Genomic DNA, 22,336 nt, shown 5'->3' on the forward strand with positions numbered 1-22,336 from the left:
TTCATAGACAAAAATAAAAAGGCTCAAAGTTGCAGTTTATAAGTTAAAAAACTTTGAACCTCTGCATCTTTGAGCCTTAAAATTTAATAAAATACTATTTTTTATCTTTTCTTTTCTTATCCCTGGTTTTCAACATATTTCTATTAACAGAACCATGTGTTTTCTTTTTGGTTTTTGAAGGTCCTCCAAGATTCACTTTTTTATTCTTTTTATCTTTTTCATGGAAAGCGCCATCACCTGAAAGTTTTGGTTTTTTCGTTAAAAATTTAATTGGCTGACGGTCTTTTTCAGGTTCAATCAGTTTTAGTGAAATTTCAACTTCTTCAGGGAAATCAGCTATTTTAAGCTCCTGATTCATTAATACTTCCACTTCAATTTTAAATTCTTCTTCGCGGGGCGTGATAAAGCTAATTGCAGTTCCGGTTGCATCAGCACGGCCAGTACGGCCAATTCTGTGCATATACAATTCCGGGAATTCGGGAAGCTCAAAGTTAATAACATGTGAGATATTAGAAATGTCTAAACCTCTTGCCATAATATCTGTGGTAATCAGTCCGCGCAGATTTCCTTCCTGAAATTCAGCCATTGTACTCAAACGGTAATTTTGAGATTTATTAGAGTGGATTACTCCAAACTGGCCTTCAAAGTCTTCTTCGATACGTGTATGAAGCATATCAGAAATCTTCTTATTATTCACAAAGACCAAAACGCGTTCCATGCTTTCGTTCGTTTCTAATAAATGTTTCAGTAAGTTTACTTTCGTATTAAAGTTTGGAACATTATATGTAATTTGTGTAATATTTTCAAGGGGAGTTCCTGAAGCAGCAAGTGTAACTTCTTCCGGAAAATCAAAAAAGTCATTCAAAACAGCATCAACTTCATCAGTCATGGTTGCAGAGAATAAAATATTCTGACGTTTGGTTTTCATCATTGCCAATAGTGCTGTCAATTGTGTACGGAAACCTAAATTCAGCATTTCATCAAACTCATCAATAACTAATTTTTGAGTTTCATCAAAGCGAACAACTGCATCCAAAGCCAAATCCATTGTTCTTCCGGGAGTCCCTACCAAAATATCAACTCCTTCGTAAATGGCTTTTTTCTGTGTATTGATATTTACGCCGCCAAAAAGACCAAGTGTTTTAACCGACATGTATTTGGTTAATTTCTCTACTTCTTCAACAACCTGAACTACAAGTTCACGTGTTGGTACAAGAATTACAATTTTGGGTGTATTGGTTGGGGTAAATTTATATAATTTTAAAAGAGGCAATAAATAAGCAAATGTTTTTCCGGTACCGGTTTGTGCAATTCCCATCATATCACGGCCTGACATAATCACAGAAAAGGATTTTTCCTGAATAGGTGTAGGAGTAACAAAACCTAATTCGTCGATTGCTTTTTGTAATGATTTTGGAAGATTGAATTTTTCGAACGTGCTCATTTGCCTTAAATTTTTTGCAAAGATAGCATTAAATCCCCTTATAACAGATAAATACTGAAGGCATCGTTAATTGAATGCTGATTTATTAGTAAAATCTTATTTTAAATATCTTTTGGTACGCAATAATAATTCGCCTGGGCTAAATGGTTTAGCAATAAAATCATCGACTCCTAATTTAAAAGCATCAGAAACGGTTGTTTCTTCTTCACCTAACGAAGACAAGGCAATAACCGGTATATCAGGATGATTATCTTTAATGAATTGTATGACTTCAAGGCCTGATTTCATTGGAAGCATAATATCTGTTAATACAAGGTCGGGTTTTTCTTTTGGAATTCTTTCAATAGCATCCAACCCGTCTTTTGAAATTAAAAGTTCATAACCTTCTTTGGTAAAGATGAATTTTAATATTTCAATTGTCATGTTGTCGTCTTCAATAATAAATATCCTTTTTTTATCCATTGGGTGTTTTTTGGCTATTTTTTATTTTTGTAGCAGCACTATTTCATCGATCATCAGCATGGGCTTTTTATTTTTTCTTTCCCGCCAGGTCGGGACTTTTTGCTCGGGTATAAGAATAATCTTTATTTTGTCAAAAATACGAAAACTAATCTTGCTAAAATTATAATTTTCTATGCTCAAATTATAATTCTCTGTTAATTCTTTGTTTTTTTGTTCTTTAATAATCTCCCATTTTTGATTTCGTAATCCCTCTAAAATAATTTTTGAAGGCAGGAATATCCAATGCCTTTGGTCCTCCAGGCACTGAAATTCTAACGTGTTAAAATCAGTATTATTACAATCAATGATAAGCTCTGCATTCTTATTGTACCAGCCAGTCCAGTTAATATTAAAATCTTTGTAGCCTTTTATTCCATCATTCAGCCCATTTTCTTTTTTAGCATTATATTCAGATGATGGCTGGGTAACAAATTTATATTTCATGTGTTCGCCTAAATGGTCTATTACATTATTTTTGGCTATGTATTTCCATTCAGTAAGATATTCTTCCGGGCTGAGTCCATCTTCACTAAGTTCGTAAATTCCAAATTCAGTACAATTTTTTGTAAAGTCCCGAACACGGTTTTCCAAATTGTCTTTAACAGAAAAAGATTCTGCTTTTTTTTGATACATTCCGTGTGGTTCTTTTCCGTAAAATTTTGCCTGTTCAAAAAATACATATTCCAGATCCAGGCGTAATTTTTTGATTCTTTTTTTAATTAAAATATCTTCATCGGCATTATCTGCTTTGGAAAGTAAATCATCATAAAGAGCCATGTTTTCAGAAGACAAAAAACTATTTCGCTGCTCGACAGGATTAGAATAAATATCCAGATAGATATTTTTCTCTTTTTGGTTTTTAGTTAGATTTTCCAGATATTCCTGAATAAAGGGAGCTGCTTTTCCATAATAACCCCTTAAAAAATCTGAAGTTGTTTTTTTTACATCAAGAGCTGAATTCCATAATAACTTTGCTAAAAGATATTCTCTTAATTCACTGAAACTTCCGGGAACATCAGCATATCCCTGAACGAAGACACCTTTGATTCCTATGGTATTTAAAAAGGCGTAACTGGAAGAAAATGTGTGAAGATTTGGAAAAGGGGACAGATAATTCGAAAATTCAACAGTATAATCCCAAAACATTACATTTTTGGAAAGTTTAACCCATTTTTGAAGAACGTTTTTGATACTATTATTTTTGCCTTCGTTTAAAGCTTCACCACGATTTGCTTCAATTGGACAAATCATTGGGTACAAATTAGTAGCCAATACTAAGTTTTGAGGCGGCTGATAACTATATAAATAAGCTAATGATACAATTTTTGTTTGTGGAAATTGTTTTGCTATTTTGTTTAAAAAATAATAATGAGCTCCCTGAGGCGAACCATATTTTTGATTTAATTTTTGACAGTCGCTACATTCGCAATATACTACATCATCATTATGGCTAATTGAAAAGTAGCGTGCATTTGGTTTCTCCTGAATTGCTTTGGCAATATTGTTTTGCATTATTTTGAAAACCGTATCATTTGAATAGCAAATAGATTCGCTACGACGTTTATGGTCGTAAAGCGCAAACATTGTTGGATTCTCTTTAAAATATTCTTTTACAGGGACAAGCTGATCAAAAGTATGGCCCCAAAGACCAAAATCATCCAGATACCAATCTATTTTATGCCATTTCCTAAAATCCTCGTTATAAGCTCCGGGATATAATAAACCTCTGAAATCAAATGAAGGCTGCTCTTTTATTTTTTTATTTTTCGGATATTTTAAAACTTCAAATTTTGGATAATAAGTATACTCTGTTGTGAATTTTCGTACTCCCCAATATTCCAGTAAACTATAAACGGCATATTCTAAAAATAAGGGAGATGTTGCTCTTAAAATTATTTTTTTGTTGTCTGAATTAATTTCAAAAAAATCTTTTTCCAGAGATTGAAAAATTTCCAAAGTAATTCCGTCTTCTGCTTTATCTGAAGCAATTTCAAAAGAGGCGGGATTAATTTTCTCTAAATTTTCTTTAAGAATCTTTGCTGCTGTAAAACATTGGTTATCCGTATAATTAATATGGGTATTCGATGCGGATTGTTGAAATATAATCTCGTTTTGCGACATCATTTTTGGGTTTAAAATGAAAAGTAATCCAAGTATAAAAATCCACTTTTGCATGGTTTAAAATTTATATTGCAGGGAAAGTGAGATTTCATATTCGTTTTGCCTTTTGTCCGGTGAGTACTCCTGATTATTATACAGAAACTGTAAGCCCGCAATATAATTACTGTAAACCGTTTTACTTATTCCGGCTCCCATTCGATAAGAGCTCAGATTTATTCTTTCACTATACAAACCGGCAGTATTATTATCATCAGGAGAAGTTCCGTAGCCTAAAATTGCAAATAAATAATCATATCTCGTGTCTAAATAGTAACGGGAAGTGAAAGTAAATGCAGGATTTATTTTATCATCAGAACTTTGTAGAAAAGAGCTCAGATTAAACCAAAATGATTTATAATAGGTCCCAAATCCTAAAACCAATGCAGGAAAATCTTCGGTATTGGTTTTGGTATATCGGAATCCTAAATTAGCTTCCCATTTTTTTAAAAAACTCATAAAATAGGTAGCTCCTAATCGATATTTGGGATAAACCCTGTCATTGCTAAAAGCGGCATTTAAAAATAAATAATCCCTTTTTGTGGTAAAAATATAGGAGGAAAGCTCATATTGTATTCCGTTTACATCATCTGCCGAATCAGATTTTCTGTTCATGGCGTTTATATTTGCTATTAATGATCCCCAATTTCGGGTTCGGACATATTGTGCCATATACTGATTCCATGGACCATAACCATCCCGATTAAAGGAAGTGTGAGTATATTGCACACCAATCCTGTCTTCTTTTATTTTGCCGGAAAGTAAAATATACCGATCCTTAAATGAGTTGTTTTTAGGGTTTTCCTTAATCAATTGGGTCATTAATTCTAATTCAGCCTCTTCATTATCTTGTAATTCATAGATGTTTAATTTTTTTGTATCATAATAAAGCTTGTTTTGAGGATAAAGCAATTTTGCCTTTTCGATATCTTCTATTGCCGAGTTATACTCATGATTGCTTATTTCTAAATTGATTAAATAATTGTAAGCATCCGGATATTTATCGCTTTTTGAAATTACTTTTCTATAATAAAACTTCGAACTGTCAGTCATTTGAATTCTTTCAAAACTTCGTCCCAGCAATACATAATAATCCAGATAATCGGGAGCTATTTTTAATCCGGTTTTCGCTTTTTGAATTATCTCCTGTGGATTTTTTTCTAATTTAGAATCAGAAATAAGCTGTACCAGTAAACTATCGACATCAATTTTTTGAGCAATAGCAGTGTTGTTATTTACCAGGAAAAATAAAACAACGGATAGGATAAAAGAGGTTTTCATTTGATTTATGTTTTTTTAGAAGCAGCAAATCCTTTTCGGGTCATTACGCCCCAGCTTTGTTCTTTTTGATTAAAAAAATGCCAATATCCTTTTAATGAGGCATAAACGCAAATAGGATGATAAACAATAGGTTCTATAATTGCCATAAGCACTAAAACCATTAATTCTTTCGAACTGTCATAATTTTTATATAAAATTTCATCTATAAATATGGACACCAAGGTGATTAATAAATAAAATAAATATATCGCCAGGGTAGCCCAGAGGAGAAAATTCATATTGATAAACTGAAATATAAAAGCAATTGCAATGGTAATCAGACCTATTACCTCAATAATTGGTACCATAAATTCAAACCAAAAAAAATAGGGCAGGATTAAAAATGCTGTTCTGCCATATTTTAATTTAAAAAACATGTTACGATGTAAATATAAAGTTTGTACCAGACCTCTGGCCCAGCGAACACGCTGCCTTAATAAAATTTCTTTTGTAGACGGAACTTCTGTCCAGCATAACGATTCCGGAATGTATTTAATTAAGAATTTTTGATGCGTGTCATACATATATTTTCGCATACGGGTAATGAGTTCCATGTCTTCACCAAGTGATTTATGCCAATAACCACCTGCTTTTATGGCAATTTCTTTATCAAACATTCCTAATCCTCCGGAAACTAATAATAAGCCGTTTATTTTGCTCCAGGCCATTCTTCCAAACAAAAAGGCCCTTACATATTCTAATTCCTGAAATCTCGGATACCATTCTTTCGGATAATGTACTTTTACAAGGAAGCCTTCTTTTACTTCGCAGGAGTTTGAAATTCTGATTCCGGCACCAGTTGCAATAACCCGTTTGCTATGTTCCATAAATGGTTTTGCCAGTTTTAAAATGGTTTCCTGTTTTAAAATACAATCCACATCAGTGCATAAAAACAAAGGGTAGTTTGATGAATTTATTCCGGCATTTGAGGCATCGGCTTTACTTTTTCCGTTTTCTTTGTCTACCACCAATAATTTAGAATAAATAGGATTTGTTGATTTATAATGGCCCCGGACTTTTTTGGTTGGGATATGCTCCTGATAATAAAAATTAACTTTTATCAGTTCGAATTCGGTTATGAGTTTTTCGAGTGTGTCATCTGTACTGCCATCATTTACAATTATAACTTCATATTTTGGATAGGTTAGGGATAATAATGAGCGTACATTATATACAATATTTACACCTTCGTTAAAAGCAGGGGCAACAACAGAAACACCCATTAAATAATTGGATTTAAATAAAGTCTCTTCTTCTAAATATTTTTGAAATCGTAAGTGTTTTAAAATGGCTGAATACGATAAAACTGCCAGAATTATATAAAACAGAATATAAATTCCGGAAAATACCGAAATAAATATTTCATAAGCACTTATACAGTATTTTAGAATTTCTACCATCATACAATATAAATGTCGTTTATATGATTTAGCATACGGAATGTATCGTTATCGTTTAAACTTAATTTTTCGACAGTTTTTTTGTCAATACTGTTTAGTGCATCTACTGCGTACATTTTTAAGGTTTTATTAGTTTCATATAAAATTAATTGTTCTAAAAAAACTATTGATTTTTCTCCGCCAATTATTTTTAAGCTTTTTAAAATTTCTTTTTTATTGTTATCATTATCATGTAAGTAAATAGAAATTAATCCTGTTTCCGCATTTTTAAAATATAATGCCCGACAGGCTAAGATGGCTTCATATCTTAAAATATCATCTTCAGAGTTTAATAGCTCAATAATTTTCTCTTCCTGATTGGCATAATTGTAAAAAACCATTGCTTTAATGCCTAATCGCACCACGGACTTATTTTCTGAAATTAACCATTCATCAATGTTTTTTGGCAATTTTATTTTTTTTATATGCAGGAGTTCCATTAATTTAATGATGTTTAATAACGATATTTTTACCGGAATATTTGCAAGACGTTCTAATTTGCCCTCAACCAGAGACAAATAGCAGGCGTATGCATTAGAGCGGATAATCCTGTCACGATGTGTTAAATAAGGTTTTATTAATTTTTTGGCTGGCTTGAAATCGATATTCTGAAAGTGATAAAAGCCTTCACACTTTTGATAATACCTTAAATCTGCAACCAATCGGGCTGAGAAAAAATGTAATTTCAGTTTTTTGTATAATACAATAATTATTGAACTTGACTCTCCTTTTAAATTTTTTTTAAAGCGGATCATTTCATTGATTACAATTTTCTTGCACCAATTTTTATGTAATGGTATTTTACTTTTTAGCTCGGTAATTTTCTCTTCAATTTTCTCTTTGTTGTTTTTTTCAAAAATTAAGGAAGTTAAAAATACATCGGTATTTTGAATTACAAACTGTTTTTTTTTATTGAAGTTATGCATAATCAAGCGTTTACTCCACATTAAAACAATCAGGATCACAACACAGGTTAAAAGCGAGGGGACAAGATAAAATTTTAAAAAATCAAAAATCGTAATCATATATACTGAATTTGTAATTAAAGTACGATTTTTTTTCGGATTTGGTTGTTAAAATCCTTCAAAAACTCCTAAGCCGAATAATGCGAAGTCATATTTTACAGGATCATTAGCATCCATTTCCCGAAGTTTGAGGTCTAATTCAGTTAATGCTTTTCCATCATTTTGCTTTCGTGTAAGCAATCCTAATTTACGGGCTACATTGCCTGAATGAACATCCAGTGGACAAGACAGAACGGCTGGCGGAATGTTTTTCCAGATACCTAAATCAACGCCTTTAGTATCTTGGCGGATCATCCACCTGAGATACATGTTGATTCTCTTTGCCGCAGAATTATTTAAGGGATCTGAAATGTGTTTTTGGGTTCTGGGTAAATGATTGATTTCAAAAAATATCTTTTTAAACTCATGAATACTTTTCTGTAAGCTGTTATTTTCCTGATTTTTAGAAAAAACAGCTTCTAGTCCGTTGTGGTTTTTATAAATATGCTGCAATCCTTTTATAAAACCTGCAAAGTCTTTACCATTGAAAGTGCGATGAACAAAATTCTCTAATCGTGCCAAATCTTCATCAGAATGTGACATGACAAAATCATAAGGTGTATTGCCCATCAAATTCATCATCTGATGGGAGTTTTTGATAATCATTTTACGATTTCCCCAGGCAATTGTTGCACTTAGAAAACCAGCGATTTCAATATCTTCCTTTTGCGTAAACAAATGCGGAATCTGAACGGGATCGCTCTCGATAAAATCCGGATTATTGTATTGATTGACTTTTTCGTCGAGAAATTCTTTGAGTTCAGTTTGATTCATTTAATATGTTTTTGGCGAAGAAACCGTCTTTTAAATTAGTAGTTCGCATTTGGGGTTGTATTTTGTACCGCGTCTCAAAATACTTTATCTGTTCTTTATTGACACAAGGTAATTCTCCATCACCGGTTCCCCAAAAGAAAACGCTGTTAATTGGAGAATGGTATTGTAAGTTGCCATTTTTTATGATTTCATAATCGTTGTCAAACTTGCTGTTTTTATATGGGGAAATTATTTCGTTTAAAGAAAATGTACTATTATTTTTTAAATAAATATTACTTGTAAAAAAACTTAAATTTAAAGGAGTCATTATAAGTACCGTCAAAATTAATAATGATAAATAGAGGGAGATTAGAATTTTTCTTTTAGTATTAAGAATACAGGCAGCGCTTAAAAAACAGAATAATAATATACCATTTATAAAAAAGCGATATTGGGGTGAAGATAAAAACAGTAATATCATTTGCGAAAAAAGTATTCCGTATAAAATCCAAAATGACTTTTTATTGAAAAATTTAAATATGAAAATTGGGATTACTGCCAGAAGGAATAAAATGGCTTTATTAAAGATGCCATGCAGACCAGATCGTGAAATCCATACTTTAAAAATCTCAAAAGTATTCAGACTATTATATTGATTTTCGGTTAATGAAAAAGCCGCTCTTCTGGTTTCATCATAATAAAAATGTGCTATGGGAGCAGGGATTTGAAAATCGAATGAAAATGGATTAAATACTGATGGAAATAAAGGATAACCACTGATAATAGTATTTTTTATTAAAAAAAGTGATAATACTAATAAACCAATAATTAGTGGTTGGATAATCTTCGGAATTAAAATTTTATAATGTTTTATAAATAATACAAGTACAATCAATACAAGAATAATCGAAGTTGTTTTTATAAATATTGAAAATAAAACCAGAATAGTGATAAGACTAAAAGTTTCCGGGTTTATTTTTTCATATTGATTTACGAATTCAAAAAAGATAATCAAGGATAAAATATAAACAGGTAAATCAGGAGATGGTGCGCTGATAAAAGTAAAAAAAAAGATATTAGCCAAAGGCAGGAAACCAATAATCAGACGGTTAGGTTCATTGTTTTTAAAATAACTATTGAGATGAAAAAAAGCATATATATTGCCGAGTAAAAGACAAAAACCACTTAAGTCATTAAATTTATTATACAGGAAAGAAAAACTAAATACGCTTTGTGTAATATGCCAGCCACTGGTTTGTGCTAAGAATAAATGCAAATTCGCTACACCTTTTACAAAACCATATTCGTTTATCCATTTTATAGTCTGAATATAGTATGATTCATTGTCAATAATATAAGGAATTGAGGCACATTGAGCCAGAATTAAAATAAAAATAAGAAGTAAAGCTATTTTTAAAGAAAGTGTTAAAGCTTTGAATTCCAGGAAAAAAGATTGATATAGTATCTGAATTTCATTTTTAAAACTAAAGTAAATTCCAATATTGAGAATTAAAAAGATGAGATGAAATTCAATATTAATTCTTCCAAAAATGGCCCAAATACTGGCAAAGACAGTAGTTGTAAATAGCCCAAGAATTGAGAAAATAACAAAATTTGAATTTTTTAGCTGAAGCTTTTTATTGGTATAAAAACCAATATTGACAGTGGTGAAAACGATATAAATCCAACTTAAAAGAATTAAGATCATTAGGATATTATTTGTCCATCTGACATGACTAATTTTCGATCAGCCATATTAGCCAGTTCTTCATTATGAGTCACAATCACAAAAGTCTGCCCGAATTCATCACGAAGCTGAAAAAATAACTGATGTAAATTTTCTGCAGAATGTGTGTCCAGGTTCCCGGAAGGTTCATCGGCAAAAATCACATCCGGCTTATTGATCAAAGCCCTGGCTACGGCAACACGTTGCTGTTCTCCGCCTGAGAGTTCGTTTGGTTTGTGATTGATTCTGTGTGATAGCCCTAAATATTCTAAAAGCCTTTTAGCTTCTTTTTCAGTTTCAGATGGTTTTTTTCCTGCAATATAGGCAGGGATACAAATATTTTCAAGAGCGGTAAATTCAGGTAAAAGCTGATGAAACTGAAATATAAATCCCAAATTCAGGTTTCTGAATTTTGAAAGGGATTTGTCATTTAATCCTAAAACATTTTCTCCGTTTATTATTAGTGAAGTTTCAGTATTTGATTTTGCGGGTTGGTCTAAAGTGCCTAAAATTTGCAATAAAGTCGTTTTTCCGGCACCGGAAGCACCTACAATTGAAACAATTTCCCCTTTCTTAATATGTAAATCAACTCCTTTTAGCACCTGAAGCTGATCGTAATATTTATGTATGTTTTTTGCTTTTATCATTTGAAACTGTTTTTACAAAGAAACAAAGATTCTGCCGATATTAAAATGGGTTGTAACAGAATTTTATGACATCAACAGCAAATGGGAATTAAGGAACAATTTTTTCTTATGGAATAATTTTTGTTTATGATTTCTTTATAAATTCAATATAAATTAAATACCTTTTTGAAATGGAAGAAATTACAACAACAAACGATGAAATGATAAGAAAACTGCTTTTAGGATTATTGTTTGACGGAATTGGAATGATTTCGTTTAGTATTCCGCTTTTAGGTGAGTTTTCGGATGTAATTTGGGCGCCAATTGCTGCTTTGATTATGGCTAGAATGTATAAAGGAAGAGTAGGGAAGGTTGCAAGTATTTTGACTTTTGTAGAAGAAATAATTCCGTTTACGGATATAATTCCGTCATTTACTATCACTTGGATTTATACTTATTATTTTCAAAAGCAAAACAGGGTTATCTAATATTATTTCAATTTTTCTAAAAATGCTAAAAGGGTTGCTGCAGAACAAGGTGAGAAATATTTTTTATCAGTTTCAGGGTCAACAGTTCCATTAGACACAATACTTACAAGCATTCCCTTTTCATCAACAACAGGAGCTCCGCTTAACCCACCAAATTGTTCCGGGATAATCACATCTTTCAGGAGAATTCGGTTATCAATAGTTTTATAATATTCAAATTCGTAAACTCTTTGTTTTCCATTTTCCATTTTTCTTGTCCAGCCAGCCACATATAGTTTTTCTCCAGTGATTAATGGAACAGTTCTTATTTGCAATGGTTTAACTTTTGAACGATTTTCTTTTATTGTAAAGATAAGCCAGTCATTGTCATAAGTTGATTTTGCATCTAAAAGCTCAGATTTATTTTCATTCAATAATTTATCACAAATAACAATCTCAGATTTATTTTCTAAAGGATACAATGACCAGAGTTTTATATTGTTTTCAAAAGACAACGTTTTCATACCATCTGGTTTAATGAATTTGAGTAAATGTTTTGCAGTTACCGCATATGTTTGATTATTAAATTGTAATAAAAAACCACAGCTAAATTTTGGCTGGTTCAATTTGGAGTCAAAAAAATCAATTTTGTTTACTAAAACAATTTCTTCAAATGTTTTAGTTGAAACTTTTTCCTGGCAAAAACAAGCTGTCATTATTAACAGAGTGAATAAACAGGTCAGTTTAAATATTTTGGCTGATATTTTCATTATCTCATTTTTAAAAATACAAATGGCGACTTAACAGTTGCCATTTGTATTAAATCTACGAAAGAATTTATTGTACTATAATCTTTTTTGTATGCAAGATTTGTTTTGTTGCCGGATCTGAAACTTTTATGATAAAAACACCTTTTGATTTTAAATTAATGGTTTCCTGTGTTTTTCCGGTAATATTTCGTTTAATAACTTCTTTTCCTAAAACATCAAATATTTTAAGCTCCGCCTGAGCATCATCGTTCTCAATCAAAACAGAAAAAGAACCATTATTTGGTACAGGCCAAACTTTAAACGAAGTAATTTCTTTGTTTGGTTTTTCTACTGACAGATTAGAGCTGTATCCGCTAACGATATTAACTTTGCGTGTCATGCTTGCTCCTTCATTATCTGTAACAGTAAAATCAAAAGAACATAAACCGGATGCGTTTGGTGTAAATTCGACAACATCCGAATTAAGTGCAGTAATTCCGTTAACAACATTAGACAGAGAATAGCTAACGCCACTTGTAAAACCTCTCGAAAGTTTCTGGATATTAATACTGATTTTATTTCCGGCAGGAGAATCATAATGAGGCAGGGACATCCATTGTAAATATTTGTCTAAAGTAGTATACCCGTCTAAGTCCGCATCTGCATTAGCATCTGAAAAATCACCAATACCGGAATTTGTATTTGTTCCCATGATAGTTTCCCACCAATTTGGTAACCCGTCCTGATCGCTATCCCAGTTAGTATCTCTGGTTATCTCAGGGTATGTTTCGTAACCTCCAACATCAGATTCGTTGTCAGGAAATCCGGGTTTATTAGTAACGCTACCTCTGTAAGTATAAGTCCCGTTTAATGTTTCTGTAATGATTCTTTGATCATGATCGTCAAATTCCGGCTGTATACATCCAACATCAGAAAGAACTATTTTGTATGCATTTTTTGCTGATTGTGTGGTTACATACGAAGGGAAAAAAGGCGTGTCAACAAAGTTATCGTAAGTATTAGTCGCTCCATTTTTATAGGTAATTCTTCTTCCACTAGTTTGATTATTTTCATCAAAATAGCCCGGCATCACATTTCCATTAAAATAACAGCGTTGCATTCCTGTTCCGGTATTTTCGTTATCAGCGCTAAAAGCAACAAATATTTTTGAACCTGCACCTGGTTTGTAATAATTGTTTACAAAATTAACTTCTTTAGTTCCGCCATCTGTTGTTCGGGAACCCCAATTGTAAACTACGTTATTGGTAATGTCCATTCTGCCGGCATAAGCACCACTACCATCTAATCCGCCGCCCAGACTCCAATTTCGCCCGTAACAATGCGCTAAAAGATTATGGTGAAAACTTCCGATATCACCGCCAATTGTCGCAGCATAACCATGCTCAGTTCCCACTGGATAATTTTGATGTCCAGCAGCATTTAATGCTTCTGATATTAATGTTTTTTGTAATGTGATATTCTTTCCGGAACGGGAACTAAAAGCTTCATCAATTGTCCAGCTGATTGAGCAATGATCAATTATACTGTTATCGGCACCAGTTAATCCCATGCCGTCAAAAGTAGTTCCTCCTCCTAATCGAACTCTTATATTCTGAACGATAGCATCATTTCCTGTAATTCCAAAAGGTGCTTTGCGAATACAAATTCCTTTTCCGGGTGCTGTCTGACCCGCAATGGTTACATAAGGCTGGCTTGAAACTAAACGAGAATCTAGTTGGATAATTCCTGATGTATTGAAAACAATAGTTCTTGGTCCGATATCGTTTGTTACCGCTTCACGCAAACTTCCCGGGCCACTATCATTTAAATTTGTAACGGCTACTACTTTGCCGCCTCTTCCGCCACGAGCAAAACGACCATAACCTTCTGCATCCGGAAAAGCAAGCTGAGCAGGACGGAAGCGCCATGTATTTCCTTTTATTATTTCGTTATTCGCTAAAACTTCGTCAACTCTCCAATAATAAGTTGTTCCTGTATATAATCCATTTACCTGAAAAGAAGCATTTGTTTTATCCTGATTGCCTTTATATTCCGGTGATGAAGTTCCTGCAGCTTCCAGAGCAGCTAAATCGGTACCAAAATAAATATTGTGAGATACAGCATTAATTGCCGAAGTCCACGTTAATGTTTTGCTGCCTGAACTTAATTCTACGTGTTCATCATTATGCTTAGGTGAAGGATTTGTTGCCTGATTAAAAATATTAGGTGTGTTTAATTCAAATCCGTTCAGCATTACATTTTTAAAGGTTTCAGTACCTGATCTTTCGGCAGCAAAAAGTATAACTACATCATTTCCTGTTGTAGCCTGAAAGGTTAAATAAGCCGATTTTGCGTCTGCTGTTTTCAGTGCTCTCACACTTGGAATTAAATTATTGATTACTAAATTTCCATCTATCGATATATCAATTGGACTAAAAGTATAAACCGGGCTATCTACTGCATTTAAAAAAGCAAGCAGGGTATGAGTACCTGTTTCTAAACCACTAATTTTTACTTCTATTTGCCCACCTTCATTTGCAGTACCATTTTTTACAGTAATTCCATCAGATACCAATCTGGCGTAACTAGGTGCTTGTATGCCTGCCTTAAACCAATTTGTTCCCAAAATATCTCCTTTATCGCCAACCCGGGTTATTGTAAATGTAACTCCGTTTTCAGTTCTGCTGGCTGTATTGGTGGTAATTACCCAAGGAATGTAGTCTGGTTCGCTTACTTCAGCTGTTGATCTTCCTGATTGGTCAAAATCAATTTTTACTACCGGATTTTGGGCAAAAATCTTTGTCGTTGTCATTGTAAAGAAGACTATTGCCATTACAAGCGAAAGTTTCATAGAATTATTAAACATTTTGATAGGTTTGGTTAGTTAGTAAAGATAAAATCTTGTAATTGTAAAGATTATGAATCGTTAAAATATAACTGTCCTGTACTGTCCTGTATAATAATGTTTTTGATAGTATATGGAAGATATTTATTTACATAATGTAAATTTATTCTTAAATAAATAAAGTATTATTGATTTATTGTAAATAATTGTAATTGACGTTTGTCTTAATTGAGGATGTTATAAAAAGTAAGAATAGAATGATTCAGGCGAAGAGAAGTAATAGATGCTCAAATATTTTTAGCGAAATCTCTTTTCAATGCTGATTGAAAATTTTAAAAAAAAAGAAGAATTTAATTTTTAAACAAGAAACCCAGTCCCATGCTTTTAAGCATTCTCTTTTCGAAGTTCCAAAAAAAACGAAATTGTCCAAAAACAGTTCCAATAGCAACCAATAAAACCTGATAAATAGGAAAGATAATCAGTAAACGAATAAGAGTAAACCATCCGCCAAAATCTTCTTTGGTAATATTCAGCCATTCGCAGAAAGGTCTGGACAACCATGCAGATGCCGATCCTGTGATGGCAAAAACGATAAATATGATAATAAGTTGAAAATTAGAGGTAATGCCCCAGCGTTGCTTTAATCGATTCATTTTTATTGGCAATGATTACAAATATAGTAACATTATCTGGAAGGGACATAGCCGTCTAATTTTTGTTTGTAAGTATTTTGAAAATAAATCATGTAATTATAAATCAGATAATTTACTTCGTAACCATAATTTATTGTTGGGTTGTAATCAATTGTCATTTCATATAAATTAGGATCATAGCGTTGGGGCTGTAAGACACGATTATTCCATTCAGTGACATACTGTCGATTTTTATTTTCAAGATAGGATTGGGAATAATAATTTCTGGGAAGAGCTCTTGAGGCCAGCCAGGTGCTAAAACCATTATCAATTATAATTACTTCATATTCTAAAGAATCATTTGCAATTCTTACCGTATCGTTTACTGCTACATTATTATTTATAGGTCTATTTACAGCTGTTTTGGTAGTGGAACAGGCAATAATGGTAAATAAAATTATCAGGATGTAAACAGCGTTTTTCATGACTTTTAATTTTAAACATAAATTTACAAAAAAAATACTGAGATACAAAGGTTTACAGATTCAAGGGAATAAGTTATTTAAAAAAACTATATACGTTTAAGTATAGAGCTTTTATATTTTAATATTAAAGAAAACTTATCTTCCAATAGTTTACCTATAAAACCAGAAACGCCACCTTTGCTTTTAGTGACTACCTAAACATCTGCCACGTCAACTTTGACATCGGCATTTTGATCTAAACCAAATTGCATTCCGTATTTAGAAATCGTATCCATGATTCCCGATGCCTGACTACTGTTTCCTGAAATAGAATTAATTATATGCAAAATCTGAAAATTGCCATCATTTGGATCTTTTGCTTTATTAATTAAAGAATTCAAAACCTGCGGAATCATACTTGAGGCCACGTTTGATGAATCAGTACTGCTCAATCCAAATTTTCACCAAGACTTCTAGTTGTTGCAATATTTGTTGCACAACCGGATTAGAATTGTCTATAGGAGAACTTCCGTTAAATAAGCCTGCTAATTTTTCTGAGTTACTTTCCGAAGCAATTTTTTGCAGTCCTGCAAAAATTGAGCTCCCGGTTTCGGCCACTACAGCTTCATTATGCTCATTTGGAATAGTGTTATTATTTGCAACCGAATTGCCTCCATATTGTTGGACTAATTGTGTAATTGTTCAAACATGATTTAGATTTTTTTAGATTGGTAGCTTCAAATTTAATCATAAAAGAAAAGGGATTTATTAAACGATGTTAATAAATCCCTTTTAAAGTATTTAATTATAGTTAATTAGCTCAACAAAGAAATAATTTGTGATGCTAACTCAGTACCAATTCTGTCTTGTGCTTCTCCAGTTGCAGCTCCAATGTGAGGAGTCAGTGAAATTTTTGGATGCATTAAGATTGTCATTTCCGGTTTTGGCTCGCTTTCAAAAACGTCCAATCCTGCAAAAGAAACTTTCCCTGAATCCAAAGCTTTAATTAAAGCAATTTCATCAATAACACCTCCACGGGCACAGTTTACGATTCCAACGCCATCTTTCATGATTTCAAATTCTTTCTCACCAATGATGTAACCATCCTGAGCAGGAACGTGAAGTGTAATAAAATCAGCTTCTTTCAATAAGGACTCAAAAGACTGAGGAACGATAGTAGTCGTAATAGACTGACCATCAAAAAACTCCACTTTTACATCTACTGTCGGAATAAAACTATCTGCAGCGATCACTTTCATACCTAAACCAAGAGCCATTTTTGCAGTAGCCTGACCAATACGGCCAATACCAACAATACCTAATATTTTTCCTCTTAATTCAGTACCATTTGCGTAAGCTTTTTTCAAACCGTCAAAGTTTGAATCTCCTTCTAATGGCATATTTCTGTTAGAATCATGTAAAAAACGAACACCGGAAAGTAAGTGTCCAAATACTAATTCAGCTACTGATTCAGATGAAGAAGCAGGCGTATTAATTACATGGATTCCTTTGCTTTTAGCATAATCAACATCAATATTATCCATACCAACACCACCACGGCCAATAATTTTAAGACCAGGACAAGCATCAATAATATCTTTACGAACTTTGGTTGCACTACGCACCAAAACTACATCTACGTTGTTTTCGTTAACAAAATTAGCAACTTGTTCCTGTGCTACTTTTGTTGTTATAACTTCAAATCCACCTTTTTCTAAAGCTAGAATTCCACTTTTAGAAATTCCGTCATTCGCTAATACTTTCATTTTAGTTTATGTGTTTATTGGGTTAATCGCGTATCGTTAAGATTGACGAATTAACAAATATGATAATTTTTTCTTTTTTTGTTTAGAGCTAATTCCCGCTATTCATTTCAATCTTTTATGTTTAAAGAAAACATAAAAGGATTTCCATTTCTATCGGGGCTATGACTCTGATATTTAATTGATATTTTTCTGAAAACTAAACTTTAGTTTCCAAAGCTTTCATTACATCTACTAAAACCTGAACACTTTCGATAGGCATAGCGTTATAAATAGAAGCTCTGTAACCACCAACAGAACGGTGTCCCGGCAATCCTGAAACTCCGGCTTCTTTCCACAATTTGTCAAATTTTTCAGTGTGGTCAGCATTTGTCAGCAAGAAAGTCACATTCATATTTGAACGGTCTTCAATAGCTGCAGCACCTTTAAATAATGGGTTTCTGTCAATTTCATTATATAATAAAGCTGCTTTTGCATCATTTAATTTTTCAACAGCAGCAACTCCGCCTTTTGCTTTAATCCATTGCATAGTCAATAACGAAACATAAACTGCAAAAACAGGAGGTGTATTGTACATGCTCTCTGCTTTGATATGTTTAGTATAGTCTAACATACTTGGTATCGCTCTTCCGTTTTTACCTAAAATTTCTTCTTTAACCACTACCAGAGTAGTTCCTGCAGGTCCCATATTTTTTTGAGCTCCGGCATAGATTAAATCAAATTTAGAAAAATCCAAATCGCGTGAAAAAATATCAGAACTCATGTCGCAAACCACTGGAATATTGATTGCAGGGAATTCTTTCATTTGAGTTCCAAAAATGGTGTTGTTACTTGTACAGTGAAAATAATCTGCATCAGCCGGTATTTCGTAACCTTTTGGAATATGGTTGTAATTTTCTTCTTTTGAAGAAGCTACGATAACAGTCTCTCCAAAGAACTTAGCTTCTTTTATTGCTGCCGTAGCCCATGTTCCTGAATCTAAATAAGCTGCTTTTCCGCCTTCTTTCATCAGGTTGTAAGGAGCCATTAAAAATGCTGTACTTGCTCCGCCTTGTAAAAATAAAGCCTGATATCCTTTACCGGTAAGGCCTAATAATTCTAAAGCCAATGCGCGGGCTTCGTCCATAACTGCAACGAAATCCTTGCTTCGGTGTGAAATTTCTAAAATTGATAATCCGGAATTGTTAAAATCTAAAATCGCTTTTGATGCTGTTTCAAAAACTTCCTGAGGTAAAATACTTGGTCCTGCGCTGTAGTTGTGTTTTTTCATGGTATAGTTAAAATAGTCCAAATTTTTAAAAACGCAAATTTCGGGAATACGAGCCGAAAAATCGTTAAATTATTCGCAATAATTATAATTTTTTAACCTATGTTATTAACAAAAACGATATAGTATCAATATTGTCTGCATAATCCCATAATTTCGGAGTCTGTGTTTTACCAAAAGAAATGCTGTTTTTGATCAAATTATTACTTACAATGCATTGAATTTGTTCAGCATCAGCTTCGAGACGGTTTTGTAAATCATCTATGTTTTCATAAAATTCGTAAAAAACACTTGAAATAGGAGAAGCATAGCTCGTATCTTCTTTTATGGTTAAAAAACCATTGTCCAGTAATTTGAAATTACTCATTAAAAAAACAGCCTTGTTGTAATCATAATTATTGGCATATTTCTCATAATGAATAACATCCTGATATTTAAAAATAGCCTCAAAAAAAGCATCAAATTTATAACCTTTTGGAACAAAAAGCTTTGAAACATTGCGACATCCCAAACCAAAATATCTAAAAATATCCTCGCCTAAAGCTTCTAAATCTTCCTTAGTTTCCTCACCATTTAAGACAGCAACAGAATTTCTGTTTTTGCGAATTATCGACGGTTTATCTTTAAAATAATATTCAAAATAACGTGCCGTATTATTGCTTCCGGTCGCGATTACGGTATCGAAGTTTTCTAATTTTCCTTCCGTGAAAGTGATCTTATCTTTTAAACTTTCGTCAGCAAAAATTAAATATTTAGCTAAAAACGGCAATAAATGCTGATCGTTTGAAGACGTTTTAACTAAGGCTTTATTTCCTGTAATCAAAACCGATAAAAAATCGTGAAAACCTACCAACGGAATATTTCCGGCCAGAATTAAGGCAACGGTTTTTTCTTTTTTGTTATCCTGAGCGGAGTCGAAGGAATAGTTTGAAAGCCATTTATCTATGTTTTCTTCTGTCAGGGCATCTGCCCATGATTTTATTGCAAAATATACTTGCTCAGGTGTATACCATCCGTTGTGTGATTGTGAAAGCTGAATAAGTTTTATAAAATCATCAAAAAACAAGTCATTACCTAAAACCAACTCATTTCTAGTGTTTTCCTCTTCAGAAAATTGACTTAAAAACTGACCTAGCGCTATAAAAGATTGTTTTTTTTCGTTTTGTAACATAAGTAATTTGTTTATGAAAGGTTTTGATTGTAATTTTGCACAAAAATAAGCTATATTAAGTTATAAGGCAAAGCAGAATGAAATGTTTGTAGGATCTTATATTTTTTAACTCGTAACCAAGAAAAAGATGGCAATAATTATAACCGACGAATGCATAAATTGCGGGGCTTGTGAACCAGAATGCCCAAATACGGCAATTTATGAAGGAGCAGATGACTGGAGATATAAAGATGGAACAAGTCTTTCAGGAAAAGTAATTTTACCGGACGGAACTGAAGTTGATGCAGATGATGCTCAAACACCTATTTCGGATGAAATATACTATATCGTTCCTGGAAAATGTACCGAATGTAAAGGGTTTCATGATGAACCTCAATGTGCTGCCGTATGTCCTGTTGATTGCTGTATACCAGATGATAATCACGTAGAAGATGAGGAAACTTTGTTGAGCAGACAAGCCTTTTTGCATAATGAATAAATAAAATACGTCCAACTTTAAAATTAAAAATCCTGAGTATTAAGCTCAGGATTTTTTTTGATGATTAAGCCTATTACATGATGGGATTTAATGATTTGTTGCGATAAATTTAATTTTATGATAATATTTTAATACTTTAGTCGGAAATTTCTAATAATAATCTATGAAAGGATGGATACTTTTGGTTACTGTATTCTTTAATGCAACCGTTTTTGCTCAAAGCGCTGAATATTCTATTGTCGTAAAAGATATAGATACGCAGTTGCCTATAGAAAATGCAACAGTAGTTATATTAAAAACCAAACAGATCTTATTAAGTAATCCGGATGGTAAAGTAACTTTTGTATTAAATGGCGCTTCAAATGTTCAGGTTTCCGAGACAAATTATGAGGATTTAACGCTTCGTTGGACTGTTTTGAAAGAAAATGGATTCGTAGTTTATTTAAAAAATAAAAATAATAAATTAGATGAAGTTGTTTTATCTCAGGGTTCTCCACAAAAAATACTTCAAAAAATTGTTTCGAATTCAATACAAAAACTGGCAGCTTCTTATCGTTTAAAAGTGTATGTAAGGGAATTTTTTCTGCTTGACAATAAATATTCCTATTATAATGACGGACTTGTAAATTTTCAGTTTACTGTGAGTCAAAAGAAAGCAAGTACAACATTGTTAGTAGAGCAAAATCGATCTTATGGCTTATTAGAAACAGACGTAAGTGCCGATTTAAAGGGATATAATTTGAATAATATCATGGAAAATTATTTGAATTTAAAATATTTCCAGCCCATTTTAGATGCAAAAGCAAAGAAAGAATACGAATTTAATGTAAAAGGACACCTTGCCAATAATGATTATTACACAATGACTATTACACCATTGCATGCATCCAGAGCTACAGCAGATAATTTTGAAATCGTTTACGATCCTGTAAAAAAGTTAATTATGGAATTTACCATTGTGACTGCCCCTGAAAATATTGCTGAAATGGAAGAGAATACTAAAGTTGGTTTTAAGAACATTACAAGATCTACTGTAAAAGTAAATTACAGAGTAGATGGTTTAGATTATTATTTATTGAGTTCGAATGAAGAGATAGCTTATGATGTTATTTTAAAGGATAAAACAAAAAAGAATATTCAGGTCCGAAATAATTTCATAACTACAAATTTTAGCAAACAAAAATTTACTTATAAGGAAAGCGATGTTTTTAAAGAGAAAACACTTTTTAATAAAAAGAATAAGATTCTGACCAATTACTGGGACATTTCGGGATTTACAGCTACCGACGAAGAAAAGGCATTGATAAATGCATTAGATTTTAATATGTAATTTTAAAATAATAAAAAATCCTGAGTTTAACGGCTCAGGATTTTTGTTTTGGGTGTCAGGCTGAGTGAAGAGTTGAAGTTGAAGCCTATTCTTAACATAAAGCTGCCTTCACTTCGCTTAGGATGACAAATAGGTAAGTT

The 22,336-nt window shown here is 32.5% G+C and carries 20 protein-coding genes; 3 read left to right on the forward strand and 17 right to left on the reverse strand.

The features are described from left to right. Positions 1 to 94: 94 nt before the first annotated feature. From ACEN92_RS00630 to ACEN92_RS00670, 9 genes are all read right to left on the reverse strand, one after another. Complete coding sequence (locus ACEN92_RS00630) at positions 95 to 1,444, reverse strand: DEAD/DEAH box helicase (RefSeq protein WP_495640437.1); 1,350 nt, start codon at positions 1,442 to 1,444, stop codon at positions 95 to 97. Between the two features lie 96 nt (positions 1,445 to 1,540). Next, complete coding sequence (locus tag ACEN92_RS00635; protein WP_495640438.1) at positions 1,541 to 1,906, reverse strand: response regulator transcription factor; 366 nt, start codon at positions 1,904 to 1,906, stop codon at positions 1,541 to 1,543. A gap of 21 nt (positions 1,907 to 1,927) precedes the next feature. Further along, complete coding sequence (locus tag ACEN92_RS00640) at positions 1,928 to 4,120, reverse strand: glycoside hydrolase family 20 protein (RefSeq protein WP_495640439.1); 2,193 nt, start codon at positions 4,118 to 4,120, stop codon at positions 1,928 to 1,930. Positions 4,121 to 4,123: 3 nt separating this feature from the next. Beyond that, positions 4,124 to 5,383, reverse strand: coding sequence for a YaiO family outer membrane beta-barrel protein (locus tag ACEN92_RS00645; RefSeq protein ID WP_495640440.1), 1,260 nt, complete (start codon positions 5,381 to 5,383; stop codon positions 4,124 to 4,126). A gap of 5 nt (positions 5,384 to 5,388) precedes the next feature. Beyond that, the gene (locus ACEN92_RS00650) at positions 5,389 to 6,825 is read right to left on the reverse strand and encodes a glycosyltransferase family 2 protein (protein WP_495640441.1); all 1,437 of its coding nucleotides are present in this window, start codon (positions 6,823 to 6,825) and stop codon (positions 5,389 to 5,391) included. After that, positions 6,822 to 7,787, reverse strand: coding sequence for a HEAT repeat domain-containing protein (locus ACEN92_RS00655; RefSeq protein WP_495640442.1), 966 nt, complete (start codon positions 7,785 to 7,787; stop codon positions 6,822 to 6,824). The genes ACEN92_RS00650 and ACEN92_RS00655 overlap by 4 nt, the downstream gene beginning before the upstream one ends. A gap of 147 nt (positions 7,788 to 7,934) precedes the next feature. Beyond that, positions 7,935 to 8,699, reverse strand: a complete 765-nt coding sequence (locus ACEN92_RS00660; protein WP_495640443.1) for a TIGR02757 family protein — start codon at positions 8,697 to 8,699, stop codon at positions 7,935 to 7,937. Next, entirely contained in the window at positions 8,686 to 10,386 is a 1,701-nt protein-coding gene (locus ACEN92_RS00665; protein ID WP_495640444.1) for an LIC_10190 family membrane protein, read from the reverse strand. Before ACEN92_RS00665 ends, ACEN92_RS00660 begins: the two co-directional genes overlap by 14 nt. Next, positions 10,386 to 11,051, reverse strand: coding sequence for an ABC transporter ATP-binding protein (locus tag ACEN92_RS00670; RefSeq protein ID WP_495640445.1), 666 nt, complete (start codon positions 11,049 to 11,051; stop codon positions 10,386 to 10,388). The genes ACEN92_RS00665 and ACEN92_RS00670 overlap by 1 nt, the downstream gene beginning before the upstream one ends. A gap of 170 nt (positions 11,052 to 11,221) precedes the next feature. Here ACEN92_RS00670 and ACEN92_RS00675 point away from each other — a divergent pair, with 170 nt between their 5' ends. Continuing rightward, positions 11,222 to 11,518 (forward strand): hypothetical protein, encoded by a 297-nt coding sequence (locus ACEN92_RS00675; protein WP_495640446.1) that lies wholly within the window; start codon positions 11,222 to 11,224, stop codon positions 11,516 to 11,518. Positions 11,519 to 11,520: 2 nt separating this feature from the next. Here ACEN92_RS00675 and ACEN92_RS00680 read toward each other — a convergent pair whose 3' ends face one another. The 8 genes from ACEN92_RS00680 to ACEN92_RS00715 all read right to left on the reverse strand — a co-directional run bounded on the left by ACEN92_RS00680 (position 11,521) and on the right by ACEN92_RS00715 (position 20,388). Further along, the gene (locus ACEN92_RS00680; RefSeq protein WP_495640447.1) at positions 11,521 to 12,267 is read right to left on the reverse strand and encodes a trypsin-like serine protease; all 747 of its coding nucleotides are present in this window, start codon (positions 12,265 to 12,267) and stop codon (positions 11,521 to 11,523) included. Between the two features lie 67 nt (positions 12,268 to 12,334). Further along, positions 12,335 to 15,112 (reverse strand): T9SS type A sorting domain-containing protein, encoded by a 2,778-nt coding sequence (locus tag ACEN92_RS00685; RefSeq protein WP_495640448.1) that lies wholly within the window; start codon positions 15,110 to 15,112, stop codon positions 12,335 to 12,337. 329 nt (positions 15,113 to 15,441) lie between these two features. Continuing rightward, positions 15,442 to 15,744, reverse strand: a complete 303-nt coding sequence (locus tag ACEN92_RS00690; protein WP_495640449.1) for a DUF6787 family protein — start codon at positions 15,742 to 15,744, stop codon at positions 15,442 to 15,444. A 32-nt stretch (positions 15,745 to 15,776) separates the two neighbouring features. Beyond that, positions 15,777 to 16,208 (reverse strand): DUF6146 family protein, encoded by a 432-nt coding sequence (locus ACEN92_RS00695; protein ID WP_495640450.1) that lies wholly within the window; start codon positions 16,206 to 16,208, stop codon positions 15,777 to 15,779. 194 nt (positions 16,209 to 16,402) lie between these two features. Beyond that, positions 16,403 to 16,639: a hypothetical protein gene (locus ACEN92_RS00700; protein ID WP_495640451.1), complete on the reverse strand. Its 237-nt coding sequence runs from the start codon at positions 16,637 to 16,639 to the stop codon at positions 16,403 to 16,405. Positions 16,640 to 17,002: 363 nt separating this feature from the next. Beyond that, entirely contained in the window at positions 17,003 to 17,953 is a 951-nt protein-coding gene (locus ACEN92_RS00705) for a D-2-hydroxyacid dehydrogenase (RefSeq protein WP_495640452.1), read from the reverse strand. A gap of 196 nt (positions 17,954 to 18,149) precedes the next feature. Continuing rightward, positions 18,150 to 19,220 (reverse strand): 3-phosphoserine/phosphohydroxythreonine transaminase, encoded by a 1,071-nt coding sequence (gene serC, locus ACEN92_RS00710; RefSeq protein WP_495640453.1) that lies wholly within the window; start codon positions 19,218 to 19,220, stop codon positions 18,150 to 18,152. 97 nt (positions 19,221 to 19,317) lie between these two features. After that, positions 19,318 to 20,388 carry an acyl-CoA reductase gene (locus ACEN92_RS00715; protein WP_495640454.1) on the reverse strand — a complete coding sequence of 357 codons (1,071 nt, stop codon included), beginning with the start codon at positions 20,386 to 20,388 and terminating at the stop codon, positions 19,318 to 19,320. Between the two features lie 127 nt (positions 20,389 to 20,515). Between ACEN92_RS00715 and ACEN92_RS00720 the strand changes: the two genes are divergently transcribed. Together ACEN92_RS00720 and ACEN92_RS00725 are read left to right on the forward strand one after the other, a co-directional pair. Next, entirely contained in the window at positions 20,516 to 20,866 is a 351-nt protein-coding gene (locus ACEN92_RS00720; protein WP_007811821.1) for a 4Fe-4S dicluster domain-containing protein, read from the forward strand. Positions 20,867 to 21,029: 163 nt separating this feature from the next. Further along, positions 21,030 to 22,196 (forward strand): hypothetical protein, encoded by a 1,167-nt coding sequence (locus tag ACEN92_RS00725; RefSeq protein WP_495640455.1) that lies wholly within the window; start codon positions 21,030 to 21,032, stop codon positions 22,194 to 22,196. Positions 22,197 to 22,336: the final 140 nt, after the last annotated feature.

The sequence above is a fragment of the Flavobacterium sp. Flavsp81 genome (genome assembly GCF_059491325.1).

Excerpts from the sequence above, each read along its gene's own strand:
- ACEN92_RS00630 (WP_495640437.1), bottom strand. The coding sequence starts at position 1,444 with ATGAGCACGTTCGAAAAATTCAATCTTCCAAAATCATTACAAAAAGCA.
- ACEN92_RS00635 (WP_495640438.1), bottom strand. The coding sequence starts at position 1,906 with ATGGATAAAAAAAGGATATTTATTATTGAAGACGACAACATGACAATT.
- ACEN92_RS00640 (WP_495640439.1), bottom strand. The coding sequence starts at position 4,120 with ATGCAAAAGTGGATTTTTATACTTGGATTACTTTTCATTTTAAACCCA.
- ACEN92_RS00645 (WP_495640440.1), bottom strand. The coding sequence starts at position 5,383 with ATGAAAACCTCTTTTATCCTATCCGTTGTTTTATTTTTCCTGGTAAAT.
- ACEN92_RS00650 (WP_495640441.1), bottom strand. The coding sequence starts at position 6,825 with ATGATGGTAGAAATTCTAAAATACTGTATAAGTGCTTATGAAATATTT.
- ACEN92_RS00655 (WP_495640442.1), bottom strand. The coding sequence starts at position 7,787 with ATGCATAACTTCAATAAAAAAAAACAGTTTGTAATTCAAAATACCGAT.
- ACEN92_RS00660 (WP_495640443.1), bottom strand. The coding sequence starts at position 8,699 with ATGAATCAAACTGAACTCAAAGAATTTCTCGACGAAAAAGTCAATCAA.
- ACEN92_RS00665 (WP_495640444.1), bottom strand. The coding sequence starts at position 10,386 with ATGATCTTAATTCTTTTAAGTTGGATTTATATCGTTTTCACCACTGTC.
- ACEN92_RS00670 (WP_495640445.1), bottom strand. The coding sequence starts at position 11,051 with ATGATAAAAGCAAAAAACATACATAAATATTACGATCAGCTTCAGGTG.
- ACEN92_RS00675 (WP_495640446.1), top strand. The coding sequence starts at position 11,222 with ATGGAAGAAATTACAACAACAAACGATGAAATGATAAGAAAACTGCTT.
- ACEN92_RS00680 (WP_495640447.1), bottom strand. The coding sequence starts at position 12,267 with ATGAAAATATCAGCCAAAATATTTAAACTGACCTGTTTATTCACTCTG.
- ACEN92_RS00685 (WP_495640448.1), bottom strand. The coding sequence starts at position 15,112 with ATGTTTAATAATTCTATGAAACTTTCGCTTGTAATGGCAATAGTCTTC.
- ACEN92_RS00690 (WP_495640449.1), bottom strand. The coding sequence starts at position 15,744 with ATGAATCGATTAAAGCAACGCTGGGGCATTACCTCTAATTTTCAACTT.
- ACEN92_RS00695 (WP_495640450.1), bottom strand. The coding sequence starts at position 16,208 with ATGAAAAACGCTGTTTACATCCTGATAATTTTATTTACCATTATTGCC.
- ACEN92_RS00705 (WP_495640452.1), bottom strand. The coding sequence starts at position 17,953 with ATGAAAGTATTAGCGAATGACGGAATTTCTAAAAGTGGAATTCTAGCT.
- serC (WP_495640453.1), bottom strand. The coding sequence starts at position 19,220 with ATGAAAAAACACAACTACAGCGCAGGACCAAGTATTTTACCTCAGGAA.
- ACEN92_RS00715 (WP_495640454.1), bottom strand. The coding sequence starts at position 20,388 with ATGTTACAAAACGAAAAAAAACAATCTTTTATAGCGCTAGGTCAGTTT.
- ACEN92_RS00720 (WP_007811821.1), top strand. The coding sequence starts at position 20,516 with ATGGCAATAATTATAACCGACGAATGCATAAATTGCGGGGCTTGTGAA.
- ACEN92_RS00725 (WP_495640455.1), top strand. The coding sequence starts at position 21,030 with ATGAAAGGATGGATACTTTTGGTTACTGTATTCTTTAATGCAACCGTT.